General features: G+C 70.8%; 13 protein-coding genes and 2 tRNA genes. 6 read left to right on the forward strand and 9 right to left on the reverse strand.

Annotated elements, in window-relative coordinates:
• Positions 1-173: 173 nt before the first annotated feature.
• From HCU62_RS09205 to HCU62_RS09215, 3 genes are read right to left on the reverse strand one after another with little or no spacing between them, the layout of a single operon-like run.
• Complete coding sequence (locus HCU62_RS09205) at positions 174-878, reverse strand: YggS family pyridoxal phosphate-dependent enzyme (protein ID WP_163298898.1); 705 nt, start codon at positions 876-878, stop codon at positions 174-176.
• Positions 875-1,525 carry a Maf family protein gene (locus HCU62_RS09210; RefSeq protein WP_163298899.1) on the reverse strand — a complete coding sequence of 217 codons (651 nt, stop codon included), beginning with the start codon at positions 1,523-1,525 and terminating at the stop codon, positions 875-877. Before HCU62_RS09210 ends, HCU62_RS09205 begins: the two co-directional genes overlap by 4 nt.
• The gene (locus tag HCU62_RS09215) at positions 1,477-2,268 is read right to left on the reverse strand and encodes a TatD family hydrolase (RefSeq protein ID WP_163298900.1); all 792 of its coding nucleotides are present in this window, start codon (positions 2,266-2,268) and stop codon (positions 1,477-1,479) included. Before HCU62_RS09215 ends, HCU62_RS09210 begins: the two co-directional genes overlap by 49 nt.
• A gap of 228 nt (positions 2,269-2,496) precedes the next feature.
• Here HCU62_RS09215 and HCU62_RS09220 point away from each other — a divergent pair, with 228 nt between their 5' ends.
• The 6 genes from HCU62_RS09220 (at position 2,497) to ppsA (ending at position 10,458) form a co-directional block, all read left to right on the forward strand.
• On the forward strand, positions 2,497-3,399 hold the full coding sequence (locus HCU62_RS09220; RefSeq protein WP_163298901.1) for a magnesium transporter CorA family protein: 903 nt from the start codon (positions 2,497-2,499) through the stop codon (positions 3,397-3,399).
• An 8-nt stretch (positions 3,400-3,407) separates the two neighbouring features.
• Positions 3,408-5,159: a hypothetical protein gene (locus tag HCU62_RS09225; protein ID WP_163298902.1), complete on the forward strand. Its 1,752-nt coding sequence runs from the start codon at positions 3,408-3,410 to the stop codon at positions 5,157-5,159.
• A gap of 18 nt (positions 5,160-5,177) precedes the next feature.
• Entirely contained in the window at positions 5,178-6,182 is a 1,005-nt protein-coding gene (locus HCU62_RS09230; RefSeq protein ID WP_163298903.1) for a PhoH family protein, read from the forward strand.
• Positions 6,183-6,190: 8 nt separating this feature from the next.
• Complete coding sequence (locus HCU62_RS09235) at positions 6,191-7,345, forward strand: pyridoxine 5'-phosphate synthase (protein WP_343066731.1); 1,155 nt, start codon at positions 6,191-6,193, stop codon at positions 7,343-7,345.
• A gap of 73 nt (positions 7,346-7,418) precedes the next feature.
• The gene (gene acpS / locus HCU62_RS09240) at positions 7,419-7,838 is read left to right on the forward strand and encodes a holo-ACP synthase (protein ID WP_163298365.1); all 420 of its coding nucleotides are present in this window, start codon (positions 7,419-7,421) and stop codon (positions 7,836-7,838) included.
• Between the two features lie 139 nt (positions 7,839-7,977).
• Positions 7,978-10,458: a phosphoenolpyruvate synthase gene (gene ppsA, locus HCU62_RS09245; RefSeq protein WP_163298364.1), complete on the forward strand. Its 2,481-nt coding sequence runs from the start codon at positions 7,978-7,980 to the stop codon at positions 10,456-10,458.
• Between the two features lie 120 nt (positions 10,459-10,578).
• On the opposite strand, the gene metK is transcribed toward ppsA, so the two are convergent.
• From metK to HCU62_RS09275, 6 genes are all read right to left on the reverse strand, one after another.
• Positions 10,579-11,730: a methionine adenosyltransferase gene (metK, locus tag HCU62_RS09250; RefSeq protein ID WP_246325421.1), complete on the reverse strand. Its 1,152-nt coding sequence runs from the start codon at positions 11,728-11,730 to the stop codon at positions 10,579-10,581.
• Between the two features lie 154 nt (positions 11,731-11,884).
• A tRNA-Ser gene (locus HCU62_RS09255) sits at positions 11,885-11,976 on the reverse strand.
• Between the two features lie 17 nt (positions 11,977-11,993).
• Positions 11,994-12,081 (reverse strand) — tRNA-Ser (locus HCU62_RS09260).
• 85 nt (positions 12,082-12,166) lie between these two features.
• The gene (locus HCU62_RS09265; protein WP_163298363.1) at positions 12,167-12,904 is read right to left on the reverse strand and encodes a DsbC family protein; all 738 of its coding nucleotides are present in this window, start codon (positions 12,902-12,904) and stop codon (positions 12,167-12,169) included.
• 57 nt (positions 12,905-12,961) lie between these two features.
• The gene (locus HCU62_RS09270) at positions 12,962-14,701 is read right to left on the reverse strand and encodes an FAD-dependent oxidoreductase (RefSeq protein ID WP_163298362.1); all 1,740 of its coding nucleotides are present in this window, start codon (positions 14,699-14,701) and stop codon (positions 12,962-12,964) included.
• Between the two features lie 130 nt (positions 14,702-14,831).
• On the reverse strand, positions 14,832-15,704 hold the full coding sequence (locus HCU62_RS09275; protein WP_163298361.1) for a hypothetical protein: 873 nt from the start codon (positions 15,702-15,704) through the stop codon (positions 14,832-14,834).
• Between the last annotated feature and the right edge of the window lie 15 nt (positions 15,705-15,719).

The following is a 15,719-nucleotide window of genomic DNA, read 5'->3' on the forward strand; positions in this document are numbered from 1 at the left end:
CTCTGGCCTCGTGGCGCACATGATACCCCATCCGGGAGCACCGCGGGATTCGGAAGGGGCTCCGGGCGCCTCGAGGGCCCGTGCGGAGGTGGTCCTCCGGGGCCCGCGCCCGCACGGATGCAGTCCCGGTGCCTCGGCCGGGACGCGGGGCCGCGCTCGCCTGCGGGACGCCGTCACGCCTCGGGGCGTTTCGGCCGGGGGCCGAAGAGGGCGGTCCCCACCCGGACCAGGGTGGCGCCTTCCTCCACGGCCACCTCGAAGTCGTGGGACATGCCCATGGAGAGCTCCCGGAACCCGGGCGGGGCCCCGGCCCGGACGGCCTCGTCCCGGAGCCGGCGGAGACGCCGGAAGTAGGGACGGACCTCTTCCGGGTCCTCCCGCCAGGGCGGCAGGCACATGAGCCCCTCCACCGAGAGGTTCGGCAGGCGGAAGACCGCCTCCAGGAAGGTGGGCAGCTCGTCGGCGGCAACGCCGCCCTTGGTGGGCTCGCCCGCGAGGTCCACCTGCACCAGGACGGCGAGGCGGCGCCCGGCCTCCCCGGCCAGGCGGTCCAGGGTGCGGGCGAGCTTGAGCCCGTCGAGGCTCTCGATGCAGTCGAAGAGCTCCACCGCCGCCCGGGCCTTGTTCCGCTGGAGGCGGCCGATGAAGTGCCAGGTGGTCTCCGGGCGGAGGTCCTGGAGATCGGCCAGCTTGGCCCGGGCCTCCTGGAGGTAGTTCTCCCCGAAGAGCCGCTGCCCCGCCGCCGCGGCCGCGCGGACCCGGTCGGCGGGGACGGTCTTGGTGACCGCCAGCAGCCGGGTGCCGCCGGGGGCGCGGCCCGCCCGGGCCTCGGCCCGGGCGATGCGGCGGCGGATCTCGTCGAGCGCGCGCGCGATCATGCCGGGCCCCGGCCGCCGGCCGCCGGCCCCGGGGAGGCGGGGCGTATGGCCTCCAGTTCCACGAGGGCGGCGGCCAGTTCCTTGAGGGGCAGGCCGATCACGTTGGAAGGGGAGCCCTCGATCCGTTCCACCAGGAAGGCCCCGGCCCCCTGGATGGCATAGCTGCCCGCCTTGTCCAGGGGCTCGCCGCCGGCGGCGTAGGCGGCCAGCGCCTCCTGCCCGGGGTGGGCCAGCCGCACCCGGGTCTCCACGGCAAACTCCCGGACGGCGCCGCCGGCCCCGGCCAGGCAGCAGGCCGTGATCACCACGTGGGTGCGCCCGGCCAGCCGGGTGAGGGTGGCCATGGCGTCGGCGGCGTCCCGGGGCTTTCCCAGCACGCGGTCCCCGAGGACCACGATGGTGTCCGCGCCGATGACCAGGGCGCCGGGGCGGGGCGCCGCCACGTCGAGGGCCTTGGCCCGGGCCAGGCGCAGGGCGTAGGCGTCGGGCCGCTCCCCGGCCATCGGCGGGGGTTCCGGGGCCTGGCTCGGCACCACCTCGAAGTCGAGGCCGAGGGAGGCCAAGAGCTCCCGCCGCCTCGGGGAGGCCGAGGCCAGGATCAGGGGTGTGGCAGCCCGAAAAGGGCCCGGGCGTTGGCGCTGGTGCACGCGGCCACCTCTTCGAAGGTCATGCCCTTCAACTCGCCCACGCGGCGGGCCACGTGGACGACGAAGGCGGGCTCGTTGGGCCGGCCGCGATGGGGCACGGGTGCGAGGTAGGGGGCATCCGTCTCCACCAGCAGCCGGTCCGGGGGGACGGCCCGGACCGCCTCCCGCACCGCCTCGGCCCCGGGGAAGGTGACGATCCCGGTGAAGGAGACGTGGAGGCCCAGCTCCACGAGCCGTTCCGCCGTCTCCGGGGCCCCGGTGAAGCAGTGGACCACGCCCCGGAGGCCCGGGCCCGCCGTCTCCGCGAGGATGGCGCAGAGGGCCTCGTCCGCCGCCCGGGCGTGGAGGATCACGGGGAGCCCCGCCTCCAGGGCCAGGGCCAGCTGGCGGCGCAGGGCCGAGGCCTGAAGCTCCGCCGGCGCCCGGTTCCGGTAGAAATCGAGGCCGATCTCGCCCACGGCCACGACCTTTTCCTCCCGGCAGAGCGCGGCGAGGCGTTCCATGGCGGCCTCGTCGAGCCGGGCGGCGTCGTGGGGGTGGACGCCCACGGCGGCGTAAACGCCGGGGTGGCGGCGGGCGAGGTCCAGGGCCGCCCGGGAGCTGTCCGGGTCGGTGCCCACGGCCACGACCTGGCGGACCCCCGCCCGGGCGGCCCGGTCGAGCACCTCGTCCACCGCCTCCCGAAGGGGCGGCATGTCGAGGTGGGCGTGGGTGTCCACGAGGTCCGCGGCGTCCGTTTCCATGCCGGGTTTTTAACAGAGGGAACGGGGGCGGGCAAGGCGCCGTCGCGCCCCGCCGCCGGCCGGTTTTCTTGACCTTGCAGTGGCCCCGTGATAGGAATAGGTGACTTTTTCCGATGGAGCCGGGAGCCGTAAGGTGGACAGCGATCCTTACCCGAGTTTGACCCACGTCGTCCCGCCAGCGGGGTATCACGAGCCGTGCTTACTATCTTCCGTCCAAACGGCAATGGCATGGAACGGAGCCCGGAGTTCGGGCCCGGCTGCTGGGTCAACCTCGTGGCTCCCACCCCGGAGGAACTGGCCCGGGTGCAGGAGGACCTCGGTATTCTTCCCGAGTTCCTGAGGTATCCCCTCGACGAGGAGGAGACCTCCCGGGTGGAGCGGGAGGAAGACCAGCTCCTCATCATCGTCAAGATCCCCGATCCCCGGCACGAGGACGACTACGTCCGCTACGAGACCATCCCCCTCGGCATCGTCCTCACCGATGACGCCATGGTCACGGTGTGCCTCAAGGAGACCCAGCTCATCGAGGGGCTCACCCAGACGCCGCGCCTGCGGCCGCCCATGCTGTCCAACAAGACCCGGTTCATCTTCCAGGTCTTTCTCCGGATCGCCTACGAGTATCTCCGCCACCTCCGCTTCATCGACCGGCTGACCAACGAGTACGAGGAGCAGCTCCACCGCTCGGTCCGCAACAAGGAGCTCATCAAGCTCCTCAACCTCGAAAAGAGCCTGGTCTACTTCAACACGAGCCTCCGGGCCAACGACCTCGTCATGGCGCGGCTCCAGAGCGGGCGCTACATCACCATCGGCGAGGAGGACGAGGACATCCTCGAGGACGCCCTCACCGAGAACCAGCAGGCCATCGAGATGGCCAAGATCTACAGCGACATCCTCTCCGGCATGATGGACGCCTACGCCTCGGTGATCTCCAACAACCTGAACATCGTGATGAAATTCCTCACCTCGGTGACCATCGTCCTCATGCTGCCGAACCTCGTGGCCAGCATCTACGGCATGAACGTGCAGCTGCCCTTCCAGCATTCCCCCCACGCCTTCGCCATGACCATGGGGTTCTCCTTCGTGCTCTCGGGCATCGTGGTCTACGTCTTCATCAAGAAGAAGATGTTCTGAGGCCGGCGGTGGAAGATCGGACGCCCGTCGCCGAGCCCGGCCGCGACCCGGAACGCGACGCCTGGATCGCCAACTTCTACACCGAGAACCACCTGGCCTACGAGGTCTTCCCGGACGAGGTGGCCTCCCCGGAGCAGCTCCGGTTCATCGTCTACATGGGCGACGAACTCCACTACTACCCCTGCGCCGACGAGGTCTTCGAGGCCATCATCGAGCGCCGCGCCGACGAGCGCCTCCCCCTGGCCTACCTGGAGGTCTGGCAGCGGTTGGAGCCCCTAGTCCGATCCGTGGTGGAGGACGACTACCGCCGCCGGTTCCTCCTGAGCCTCCTCCGGACCAAGTTCCGGCACGAGACGGCCTCCCTGGTGATCCTCCCCGGCCGCCTCGAGAAGCGGCTCCTCCAGATCTTCACCCGCATCAGCGAGATCGACCGTCCCCTGGCCGCCGAGAAGGAGCGGCGCAACCGGCGGGTCCGCCGCCTCCTCGACTCCGAGGCCTTTCGCCGGGCGCTGAACGACCCGGAGGGGCTCGACGCCGGGGCCGGGGAGGGGCTCTCGGACCTCGAGCGGCGGATCCTGCTCCTCCAGGTCCGGCGCCTCTTGGCCCTCGCGGGCCGTCCCGAGATCTGGACCCTGGATACGCCCCCGTCCGAGGCGGATCTTCGCGCCTGGATGGCCGCTCCCCTCGAGGGCGAGGGCTGGGGATGGCTCTGCGCGCGGCTCGACGAGTGGCGGCGGCCGGGGCCGCGCCGCTACCTCCTCTGGATGGGGAGCTCGGCCGGGGAGGTCCTCCTGGACCTCGAGGTCATCCGGCTCCTGATCCGGATGGGGGTGAAGGTCATCCTCGCGGTGAAGCAGGCCTTCTACTACGAGGCGGTGACCCTGGCCGACGTCCTGGAGGATCCCTACCTGGAGGAGGCCCTGCGGGACGCCGAGGTGGTCACCGACCCCCGGATCTCCAAGAAGGCCCTGCTGGAGAAGCTCAAGAGCGACAAGATGCTCTTCGTGATCTCGGACGGCACCCAGGAGCGCTTCAACCCGCTGCTCACCTCCGTCACCTTCGCCCGGGCCTTCAAGGAGGTGGACGCCGTGGTGAACCGGGACGGGGGGGACGCGGCCTGCCTCCTTCGGTCCCGGTTCCGCTTCACCCGGGACATCCTGAACGTCTTCGGCGCCGGCCCCGGGCGGGTCCGGCTCGAGGTCAAGCCCCGCCACCCCGCCGCGGTCCGGTTCTCGGAGGCGGACCTCGCCGCCAAGGCCCAGGCCCTCATCGACCAGCTGGCCGTCCAGAAGCGCCGCGGAAAGAGCATCATGTTCTACAGCGCCATCGTGGGGAGCATCCCCAACCAGCTCGCCACGGCCAAGCGCGTCCTCGGGGTCTTCGTCCGCCATCTCCGGGAGCGGCAGGAAGGGGTGGTGGTCATCAACCCCGCCGAGCACTTCGAGCCCGGCATGGACGGCGACGACCTCATGTACATGTGGGAGATCGTCCAGCGGAGCGGTCTCATCGACATCTGGCGTTTTCAGACGGTGGAGGATATAGAAAAGGCCTTCGAGCTCATGGGCGAGAAGGTGCCCCCGGAGTGGGTGGGCAAGGACGCCACCTACAGCACGGGGTGCACGATCGAGATGCGCATCGCCCTCGAGGTCCAGAAGCACCACCCGGAGATGCAGATCATCGGTCCGCCGTGGGAGAAGTTCCTCCGGCGGACGGAGTACGGGGTGGGCAAGTACTACGACCGGGCCCTGGCCGGGGCCTAGGCGGAGGCGGGGCGTCGCATGGCGGAGAAGGTCCGGACCTTCGAGGACAACCAGCTGGCGCGGGCCCTCTATGGGGAGCAGGGTCGAAATCTCCACGCGCTGGAGGAGGCGCTCGGCGTCGAGTGCCACGTGCGGGGCAACCAGGTCACCCTCGCCGGCGACGCGGCCGGGGTGGAGCTGGCGGACCGGGCCGTGGCCCAGCTCTACGGCCTCCTCCGGGAGGGCTACCCCCTCTTCGAGGGCGACGTGGAGTTCGCCGCACAGATCCTGAGCGCCGATCCCGGGGCCGACCTCCGCGAGATCTTCCTCGACAAGATCTTCATCAGCTCCGGCCGCCGGGTGGTGACGCCCAAGAGCCTCGCCCAGAAGGCCTACGTCGACGCCATCCGCCGCCACGACATCGTCTTCGGCATCGGCCCGGCCGGCACCGGCAAGACCTATCTCGCCATGGCCATGGCCGTGGCGGCCCTGGTGAGGGAGGAGGCGGCCCGGATCGTCCTGGCCCGGCCCGCCGTGGAGGCCGGGGAACGGCTGGGCTTTTTGCCGGGGGATCTCGCGGAGAAGGTCAACCCCTACCTCCGGCCCCTCTACGACGCCCTCTACGACATGCTGCCCCTGGACCGGGCCTCGCGCCTCCTGGACCGGGGGGTGATCGAGGTGGCCCCCCTGGCCTTCATGCGGGGTCGGACCCTGAACGAGGCCTTCGTGATCTTGGACGAGGCCCAGAACACCACCTCGGAGCAGATGAAGATGTTTCTCACCCGCCTCGGCTACGGGTCCAAGGCGGTCATCACGGGGGACGTCACCCAGATCGACCTCCCGGAGAAGCAGGCCTCCGGGCTGGTCGAGGCCGAGGCGATCCTGCGCGGCGTCCCGGGCATCGCCTTCATCCACTTCACCCACCTGGACGTGGTCCGGCACCGGCTGGTGCGGCGGATCATCCAGGCCTACGAAGACCACGAGGCCCGGAGGGGCGGCGGGCGGCCTCCCGGCGAGGGCGCCCCGGTTCCCGGGGCCGGCTGAGGCGTGCCGTGCCCGCGGAGGTGCGCAGCGAGTACCCGGGGGCGGTGCCCCTCCGGTACCTCGAACGGGCCGCCGGCCGGCTGCTCCGGGCGGCGGGGCTGGCCGAGGCGGAGCTGAGCGTCCTCCTTGTGGCAGATGCGGCCATGGCCGAGCTCAACGGCCGGTGGCTGGGGCGGCCGTGGACCACCAACGTCATCTCCTTCGCCCAGGGGGAGGGCGGGGCGCCGGGGGCGGGTCTTCTCGGCGACGTGGTGCTCTGCGTGGACGCCGCCCGGAGAGAGGCGGAGGCGGGCGGCGTCGGCCTCCATCGGCGCCTCCTCGAGCTCCTCGTCCACGGCGTCGTGCATCTCCTGGGCGAGGACCACGAGGCGGGGGCCGCCGAGGCCCGCCGCATGGAGGCCCGGGAGCGGGCCCTCATGGACAGACTCGACAAGGAGGGAATCATGGCGGACCTTTGCATCAACGTGGACCACGTGGCCACGGTCCGGGAGGCGCGGCTCGCCGCCGAGCCCGACCCGGTCCAGGCCGCGGTGCTGGTGGAACTGGCCGGGGCCGACGGCGTGGTGGTGCACCTCAGGGAGGACCGGCGGCACATCAAGGACCGGGACGTCCGCGTGTTGCGGCAGATCCTGAAGACGCGGCTCACCCTGGAGATGGCGGCCACGGACGAGATGATCGCTATCGCCTCGGAGATCCGGCCCGACATCGTGACCCTGGTGCCGGAAAAGCGCCGGGAACTGACCACCGAGGGGGGGCTGGACGTGGCGGCCCACGAGGGGCACATCCGGGAGGCGGTGGCGCGGCTCCACGACGCCGGCGTACCGGTGAGCCTCTTCGTGGACCCGGAGGCCGCCCAGGTGGAGGCGGCCGGGCGCACGGGGGCCGACTGCGTGGAGATCCACACCGGGCGCTACGCCGAGGCCCGCGGGGCCGAGGCCCGCGACCGGGAGTTCGAGGCCGTGGTGGCGGCGGCCCGGGCCGCCCGGGACCTCGGGCTCCGGGTCCACGCCGGCCACGGCCTCGACTACCGGAACACCGCCCGGATGGCCTCGGTGAGCGAGATCGAGGAGTTCAGCATCGGCCACGCCGTGGTGGCCCGGGCCGTGCTCGTGGGCATGGAGCGGGCTGTGCGGGAGATGCTGGCCCTGGTCAAGGGATGCTGATGGCGCCGCCCCGCCCCCGGGCCGTCCCCCGCGGCGCCGGACGCCCGGCGCGGGCCGCCGGAAGGAGGCGGGCGTGATCGTCGGCCTCGGGGTGGACATCGTGGAGATCGACCGGATCGCGCGGGCCGTGGACCGGTGGGGGGAGCGGTTTCTCGGGCGGGTCTTCACGCCGGAGGAGCGGGCCTACTGCCGCCGGTCCCGGCGTCCCGCCGAGAACCTCGCCCTGCGCTTCGCCGCCAAGGAGGCCTGTTCCAAGGCCCTCGGGACGGGGATGCGGGCCGGGGTGGCCTGGCGGCAGATCTCGGTGCGCCACGAGCCCTCCGGCCGGCCCGTCCTCGGGCTCACCGGGGCGGCCCTGGACCGCGCCCGCCGGCTCGGCGCCACCGCCTGGCACGTCAGCCTCTCCCACGAGCGGGCCTTCGGCGTGGCCGTGGTGGTCCTGGAAGGCCGCGCGGCGGTTGACAACGATCCGGGGCGGTTGCTAAATTCGTGAGCCTGAATAGCCATTCATTCACCACGCCTTTTTTGGCCTTTCACCCCGGGCGGTGCGCCTGCCGCCGATGGTCGGGTCGTGCCGGCGGAGGGGCCGAGGTCTGGCATCCAAACCGGAGCAGGAGGGAGGAGCCTTCGACATGAGCCGGAAACCATTCATCTTGTGGTTCGAGGAGATCGGGATCAAGGACGTGCCGCTCGTCGGGGGGAAGAACGCTTCCCTGGGCGAGATGTACCGGCACCTCACCTCCAAGGGGGTCCAGGTCCCGAACGGCTTCGCCATCACGGCCGAGGCCTACATCCACCTCCTGAAGGACGCCGGTATCGAGGGTGCCATCCGAAAGGCCCTGGAGGGGCTCGACACCCACAACATGAAGAACCTCCAGGCCCGCGGCAAGAAGGTCCGGGACATCATCCTGAAGGCCCCCTTCCCCGAGGACCTCGAGAAGGAGATCGTCGCCGCCTACCGCCGGATGGAGAAGATCTACGGCCCGGACGTGGACGTGGCCGTCCGCTCCTCCGCCACCGCCGAGGACCTTCCCGACGCCTCCTTCGCGGGCCAGCAGGAGACCTATCTCAACATCCGCGGGCCCGAGATGCTCCTCGACGCCTGCCACCGGTGCTTCGCCAGCCTCTTCACCGATCGCGCCATCTCCTACCGCCACGACAAGGGCTTCGGCCACTTCGACGTCTACCTCTCCATCGCCGTCCAGAAGATGGTCCGGAGCGACAGCGCCAGCTCCGGCGTCATGTTCACCATGGACACCGAGAGCGGCTTCGACAAGGTGGTCTACATCACCGGCGCATGGGGCCTCGGCGAGAACGTGGTCCAGGGCGCGGTGAACCCGGACGAGTTCTACGTCTTCAAGCCCACCCTCGAGACGGGCCACCGGCCGGTGGTGAGCAAGCGGCTCGGGCTCAAGCAGAAGAAGATGGTCTACACCAAGAACCCGAGGAGGCCGGTCACCAACAAGGTCACCACCCAGGCCGAGCGGAACCGGTTCGTCCTCTCCGACGACGAGCTCATCACCCTGGCCAAGTGGGCCTGCATCATCGAGCGCCACTACGGCAAGGCCATGGACATCGAGTGGGCCAAGGACGGCGACGGGAAGAAGGTCGGCACCGGCGGCCTCTTCATCGTCCAGGCCCGCCCCGAGACGGTTCATTCCCAGCGCGACACCTCCTTCTACGAGACCTACGTCCTCAAGGAGAGCGGGAAGGTGCTGGCCACCGGGAAGGCCGTGGGTAGCAAGATCGGCCAGGGAAGGGCCAACGTCATCAAGAGCGTCAGCGACATCAGCAAGTTCAAGAAGGGCGAGGTCCTGGTCACCGACATGACGGACCCCGACTGGGAGCCCATCATGAAGGTGGCCTCGGCCATCGTCACCAACCGCGGCGGCCGGACCTGCCACGCGGCCATCGTCTCGCGGGAGCTGGGCATCCCCTGCGTGGTGGGCACCGAGAACGGGACCGAGGCCATCCGCCACGGGCAGAAGGTCACCGTCTCGTGCGCCGAGGGGGAAGAGGGCCGGGTCTACGAGGGCCTCCTCAAGTTCGAGGTCCAGCGGTTGGATCTCCGCGAGGTGCCCAAGACCCGGACCAAGATCATGATGAACGTCGGGATCCCGGAGCAGGCCTTCTCCCAGGGGCAGATCCCCAACGACGGGGTGGGCCTGGCCCGGCTGGAGTTCATCATCAACTCCCACATCGGCATCCATCCGCTCGCCCTCCTCGACTTCAAGAACCTCAAGCGCAAGGCCCGCAACGACGCGGCGGTCCGCGAGGTGGTCCAGGCCATCGAGGAACGGACCCTGGCCTACAAGGACAAGTCGGCCTTCTTCGTGGACACCCTCGCCCAGGGGGTCGCCCGGATCGCCGCCGGTTTCTGGCCCAACGACGTGATCGTCCGCCTCTCGGACTTCAAGAGCAACGAGTACGCCAACCTCATCGGCGGCGCCCTCTACGAGCCGGAGGAACACAACCCCATGATCGGCTGGCGTGGGGCCTCCCGGTACTACGCCCCGGCCTTCGAGCCCGCCTTCGCCCTGGAGTGCCAGGCGCTGCGCAAGGTCCGCGACGAGATGGGGCTCACCAACGTGAAGGTCATGATCCCCTTCTGCCGCACGGTGGAGGAGGGGAAGAAGGTCATCGGCGTCATGAAGAAGCACGGCCTCGTCCAGGGTGACAACGGCCTCGAGGTCTACGTGATGTGCGAGATCCCGAGCAACGTCGTCCTGGCCGACCAGTTCGCGGAGGTCTTCGACGGCTTCTCCATCGGCTCCAACGACCTCACCCAGCTCACCCTGGGCCTCGACCGCGACTCGGAACTCGTCGCCCACATCTACGACGAGCGCAACGAGGCGGTCAAGCGCCTCGTGCGCCAGGTCATCGACACGGCCAAGAAGAAGCGGCGCAAGATCGGTATCTGCGGCCAGGCCCCCAGCGACTTCCCCGACTTCGCCGCCTTCCTGGTGGAGTGCGGGATCGACTCCATGAGCCTCACCCCGGACACGGCGGTGAGGACCCGCCTCATGGTGGCCGAGAAGGAGCGGGAACTCGCGGGGGGAAAGAAGGGCTGCAAGCCCGGGGCGAAGCGGGGAGGCTGCCGGCGGCGGAAGTAGCCGCGTTCCCCGGAGGAAGAACGAAGAGCGGCGGCGGGCCCTTCCGGGCCCGCCGCCGTTTTCTGCCCCGTCTGCAGCTCCCCGCCGGCCCCGGCGGAAAGCGGTTTCCCCTTCTGCTGCTTACAGCCCGGCCTGGTCCCGGAGCTTTTCCACCATGTCGAGGCGTTCCCAGGTGAACTCCGGCTCCGTCCGGCCGAAGTGGCCGTAGGCGGCCGTCTTCTTGAAGATGGGCCGGCGCAGATCCAGGTACTCGATGATGTCCTTGGGCTTGAAGCTGAAGTTGTCCTCGATGATCTGGACGATCCGGTCCTGGGGGATGGCCTCCGTCCCGAAGGTGCGGACGTTGATGGACAGGGGCCGGGGCACCCCGATGGCGTAGGCCACCTGCACCTCGCATTCGCGGGCGAGGCCCGCAGCCACGAGGTTCTTGGCCACGTAGCGGGCCATGTAGGAGGGGGCGCGGTCCACCTTGGTGGGGTCCTTGCCGGAGAAGGCGCCGCCGCCGTGGTGGCCGCGGCCGCCGTAGGTGTCCACGATGATCTTGCGGCCCGTCATGCCGCAGTCGCCGAGGGGGCCCCCCACGACGAACCGGCCGGTGCTGTTGACGAAGAACTCCGTCTCCGCCAGGTGCTCCGGGTCCACGACCTTCTTGACCACCTCCTCGATGACCGCCTCCTTGACCTCCTTTTCCGAGACCGTGGGTTCGTGCTGGGCGGCCACCACGATGGAGTGGGCGGCCACCGGCCGGCTGTCCAGGTACCGGATGGTAACCTGGGTCTTGCCGTCCGGTCGGAGGAAGGGGAGGACACCGGTCTTGCGGACCTCGGCCAGGCGCCGGGCCAGCCGGTGGGCGTACCAGATGGGCATGGGCATGAAGTCGGGGGTTTCGTCGCAGGCGTAGCCGAACATGAGCCCCTGGTCGCCGGCCCCGATGTCGCCGTTGCGGTCCACGCCCATGGCGATGTCGGGCGACTGCTTGTCCAGGCTGACGAGGACGGCGCAGGTCTCCCAGTCGAAGCCCATGGAGGAGTCGGTGTAGCCGATCTCCTTGATGGTGCCCCGGACCACCTTGGGCATGTCCACGTAACAGTCGGTGGTGATCTCGCCGGCGATGACGGCCATCCCGGTGGTCACGAGGGTCTCGCAGGCCACGCGGGCGTTCTTGTCCTGGGCGAGGATGGCGTCCAGGATGGCGTCGGAGATCTGGTCGGCCACCTTGTCCGGGTGGCCCTCCGTGACCGACTCGGACGTGAAGAGGAAGTTGGGCATCATGTCGTGACGGGCTCCTTTGGGGAAAAGAGATGTGCCCCGGCCTGTGGGCCGGCCGGGCCGCCTCGCATCGCAAAAGGCCGGGCGCCGCGAACGGCCGCCCCGGCCCGGCGTCCGGGAAGAGTCGAGGCTTCCCTGGGTCTCCCGCGGCTATGTATGGCGGAGAGGGTGGGATTCGAACCCACGGTGCGCTTTTGGGCGCACACTCACTTAGCAGGCGAGCACCTTCGGCCTCTCGGTCACCTCTCCGTCCCGTTCGATGTCTGTGGCGGAGGGAGTAGGATTCGAACCCACGGTGCCTTGCGGCACAGCGGTTTTCAAGACCGCCGCCTTAGACCACTCGGCCATCCCTCCGCACGGGCCGCCCGGGCGGCGCCGAGTACTGAAACTACCTTGAGCGGGTTCCGCCTGTCAAGGTGGGCGTCCGCGCGGTCCCGCCCTATTTCAGCTGGGATCGGAGTGCCTCCCGCTGCATCACCCCGGCGTGGAAGCGCCCGTCCAGGAAGATGTAGGTCGGCGTCCCGGTGATGCCCTTTTCCCGGAGGAATCCGATGGTCGCCTCCACCTTCTGCTTCCCGCCGGGGCACTGGTTGTCGGAGCGGTAGCCCTTTTCCAGGCCCTCGAGGCCCTTCTTGTCGCACAGGATGGAGACGGCCTGCTCCTTGGCTCCCTTGTGGAAGGAGAGCGGGAAGAAGAGCACCCGGACCTCCACCTCGCCCGCCGCCGCCATCTCCTTCAGGATGGCCTCGGCCCGCTTGCAGTAGGGGCACTGGGGGTCGGTGACCAGGTAGAGGGCCGGGGCGCCGGCCTTCCCGAAGCGGAAGCCCACGAGTTCCTCGAGGCGCTTCATCTCGCCGGGGCCGAAGCGGTTGAGGTCATTCACGGCGGTCCGGGTGAGGTTCTCCCCGGTGGCGGTGTCGTAGATCTGGCCCGAGATGAGGTGCCGGCCGGCGCTGTCGATGTAGAGGACCCGCTTGGCGCCGTTCAGGCTCACCCGGAGCTCGCAGAGGCCCTCCACGGGACCGGCGGTGATGGAGAGGAGGGTCATGGGACGATTGAAGGCCTTCTGGAGGCTGTCTCGGACCGCGGCCGGCTGCGGGCAGAGGGTCTCGGCGGCGGCCGGGGCCGCGATGCAGCAGGCGGCCAGGGCGAGGACGGCGAGGCGGTGGAGTTTCATGGGGTGTCCCTCCTTTTTTGGGGGTGGTGTCACCGCGCCGGCGGGCGGCCGCCGGGACTAGTCCCCGGCGGTGCCCTCGGGCCACCAGGCGGGGCCGAGGCGGCGGGCCACGTTCAGGGCGCCGGGGAGGACCAGGGTGTTGTCGATGCCGATGGTCACGAGGAACCGCTGGATCTCGTAGGACCGGGTGCCGGCGTTGCAGACCAGGATGAGGCGCCGGTCGCGGGGGACCTCGTCGCGGCGGGGCCGGACCTCGTCGTAGGGGATGTTCATCCACCGGTCCGGGAACCGCTTCAGGAAGGGCTCGGCCTCCCGGGGATGGCGGAGATCCAGGACGAGCCACTCGGGGTGCCGGGCGGGATCGTCCATCCAGTCGAGGAATTCCGCCATCTCCACCGTGGCGATGCGGCCGGAGACCACGTTGTCGAGGATGTTGGCCGCGGTGTTCAGGACGTCCACCGCCGTGGAGAAGGGCGGCGCGTAGGCCAGCTCCATGGTACCGAAGTCGTCCACCGTGGGCCGGCGGGGGAGGAGCGCCGCCGCGGCGTCGATCCGGGCCATGAGCCCGTCGCCCATGGCCCCGACGCCCTGGACGCCCAGGACCCGCCGGCTGCGCCGGTCGGCCACCATCTGGAGGAACATGAGGGCCTGGGTGGGGAAGAAGTGGGCCCGGTCGGACATGACCGCCATACCCTCGGCGGCGTCGAAGCCCTCGGCCCGGGCCACCTCCGTGCTGAGGCCCGTGGCCCCCACGCAGATGTCGAAGACCTTCATGATGAAGGTCCCCACCACGCCGTCGAAGGTGCTGGGGATCCCGGCCAGGTTGTCCGCCACCACCCGTCCCTGCCGGTTGGCCACGGAGCCCAGGGGGGCGTAGGCCTTCTTGCCGGTGACGAGGTGCAGGGTCTCCACGCAGTCGCCGGCGGCGTAGATGTCGGGGTCCGAGGTCTGCATCCGGCGGTTGACCACGATGGCCCCCATGGGCGAACAGAGGAGCCCCGCCTCCCGGGCGAGTTCCCCTCGGGGCCGAACCCCCGCCGACATGATGACGAGGTCGGCCTCGAGGGTGCGGTTCGGGGTCACCACGCGGCGGACGCGGCCGCCGTCGCCCTCGATGCGCTGGGCGCCCTCGCCGGTGAAGACCTGGACGCCGTGCTCGCGCAGGTGGTGCTCCACCATGCGGGCCAGGGTCCGGTCCACCAGGCGCGGCAGCACCTGGGGCATGAACTCGATGATGGTGGTCTCGACGCCCCAGAGGTCGGTGAGGGCCTCGGCCATCTCGATGCCGATGGCGCCGCCGCCGATGACCACCGCCTTCTCCACCTGGCCCCTGGCGATGCGCTCCTTGATGGCGATGGCCTTGTGGAGGCTGCTGATGGTGAAGACGCCGTCCAGGTCACGCCCCTCCACGGGGAGCACATTGGGCCGGCTGCCCGTGGCGAGCACCAGCTTGTCGTAGGGGAGGACGCCGGTCTCCCCGGTCTGGACGTCCTGGATATGGACCTGCTTCTCCTTCCGGTCGACGGCGGTGACGCGGGTCAGGATGCGGACGTCGTCGATGCCCTTGGCGTCCCGGAAGAACCGGGCGTCGCGGAGCACGTGGAAGCTGGTCTCGCGGAGTTCCTTCTCGTCGGTGACGTCGCCGGAGACGTAGTAGGGGATGCCGCACCCCCCGTAGGAGATGAGGTCGTCCTGGTCGATGAGGGTGATGTGGGCGTCGGGGAGCAGGCGCCGGGCCCGGCAGGCGACCTTGGGGCCGGCGGCGACGGCGCCCACGACGACGATGCGCTGGGGCATGGAACGGACTCCTTTCTCGCAGCTGCCTGCGGTGTCACGTGGGTCGGGGCCCGGCGGCGGGCCGGGGCGTAGGTTAGCACAAGGGGCGGGGGGTGAAAAGGCCGTGCGCCGCGGCGAGGGGGCGGCGGCGCTAGCGGCCGGCGGCCCCCCCGGGGCCGGGCCCCGCCCGGGCCGTCCCGCGCAGGAGCTCCGCCAGGGGGCGCGTCGGGAGCCGGAGGAAGGGGGCCGGGTCGAAGCACGCCGCCCCCGGCGCGAGGTGGTTGGGTTCGAGGCGGTGGAGATCCACCTCCACCCGGAGGCCGCGGCCGGGGAGTTCCAGGCGCCAGCTCCGGGGATACGGCCCGATCCCGGGAAGCGGCTCCGGGTCCCCGAAGTCGGCCCGGAGGCCCGGCAGGCGGAGGGCCGTCACCATGCCGGCCCCGTCCACGGCGGCGAGTCCCCCGGGTCCGGAGAGCGGGAGCGCCAGGCAGGCGGCCGCGGCGCCGGCGGACCCCTCGGGGCAGGGGACGGCCTCCGGCGCCTGGCCGCGCCAGAGGAGCGCCGGGTGGACCAGGGCCGCGAGGAGATCGCGGAGCACGCCCGGCCGGGCGCCGTCCGGGAGGCCGGTGTAGACGGCCCCCTCGCCGGGCAGGAAGAGCCAGGCCGACCCGCGGGCCACCAGGAGGTCGAAGGCGGTGCCGCCGAAGGGACCGACCCCCGTGAGCCGGAGTTCCTCCACGCGCCCGGCCGCCGAGGCCCACCGGAGGACGCCCTTGAAGGCGGGCAGGCGCCGCCCGCCGACCCGGACCCGGAAGCGGCCCTCGGCCTCGAGGCTGGCGAGCCGCCGGCCCGAAAGGCGCAGGGCGGCGAGGGCGGATGCGCGGTCCGGCGCCGGCGGGGCCTGGCCCGGGCGCACCGCGCACCCGCCCGCGGCGGCCAGCAGGCACAGGAGGGCGAGGGCCGGGACGCGTGGCAGGCCGAAGGACATGCAGGTAGAATAGTGCAGGATGGCCGTTTCGGCCACGAATCCGCGCGCCGC

Origin of the sequence: Dissulfurirhabdus thermomarina (assembly GCF_012979235.1) — a bacterium.
Taxonomy (GTDB): domain Bacteria; phylum Desulfobacterota; class Dissulfuribacteria; order Dissulfuribacterales; family Dissulfurirhabdaceae; genus Dissulfurirhabdus; species Dissulfurirhabdus thermomarina.

Bases quoted from the DNA above. Each gene is read 5' to 3' on its own strand.
- HCU62_RS09230 (WP_163298903.1), top strand. From the start codon at position 5,178: ATGGCGGAGAAGGTCCGGACCTTCGAGGACAACCAGCTGGCGCGGGCC.
- ppsA (WP_163298364.1), top strand. From the start codon at position 7,978: ATGAGCCGGAAACCATTCATCTTGTGGTTCGAGGAGATCGGGATCAAG.
- metK (WP_246325421.1), bottom strand. From the start codon at position 11,730: ATGATGCCCAACTTCCTCTTCACGTCCGAGTCGGTCACGGAGGGCCAC.
- HCU62_RS09265 (WP_163298363.1), bottom strand. From the start codon at position 12,904: ATGAAACTCCACCGCCTCGCCGTCCTCGCCCTGGCCGCCTGCTGCATC.
- HCU62_RS09270 (WP_163298362.1), bottom strand. From the start codon at position 14,701: ATGCCCCAGCGCATCGTCGTCGTGGGCGCCGTCGCCGCCGGCCCCAAG.
- HCU62_RS09220 (WP_163298901.1), top strand. From the start codon at position 2,497: ATGGAACGGAGCCCGGAGTTCGGGCCCGGCTGCTGGGTCAACCTCGTG.
- HCU62_RS09205 (WP_163298898.1), bottom strand. From the start codon at position 878: ATGATCGCGCGCGCGCTCGACGAGATCCGCCGCCGCATCGCCCGGGCC.
- HCU62_RS09215 (WP_163298900.1), bottom strand. From the start codon at position 2,268: ATGGAAACGGACGCCGCGGACCTCGTGGACACCCACGCCCACCTCGAC.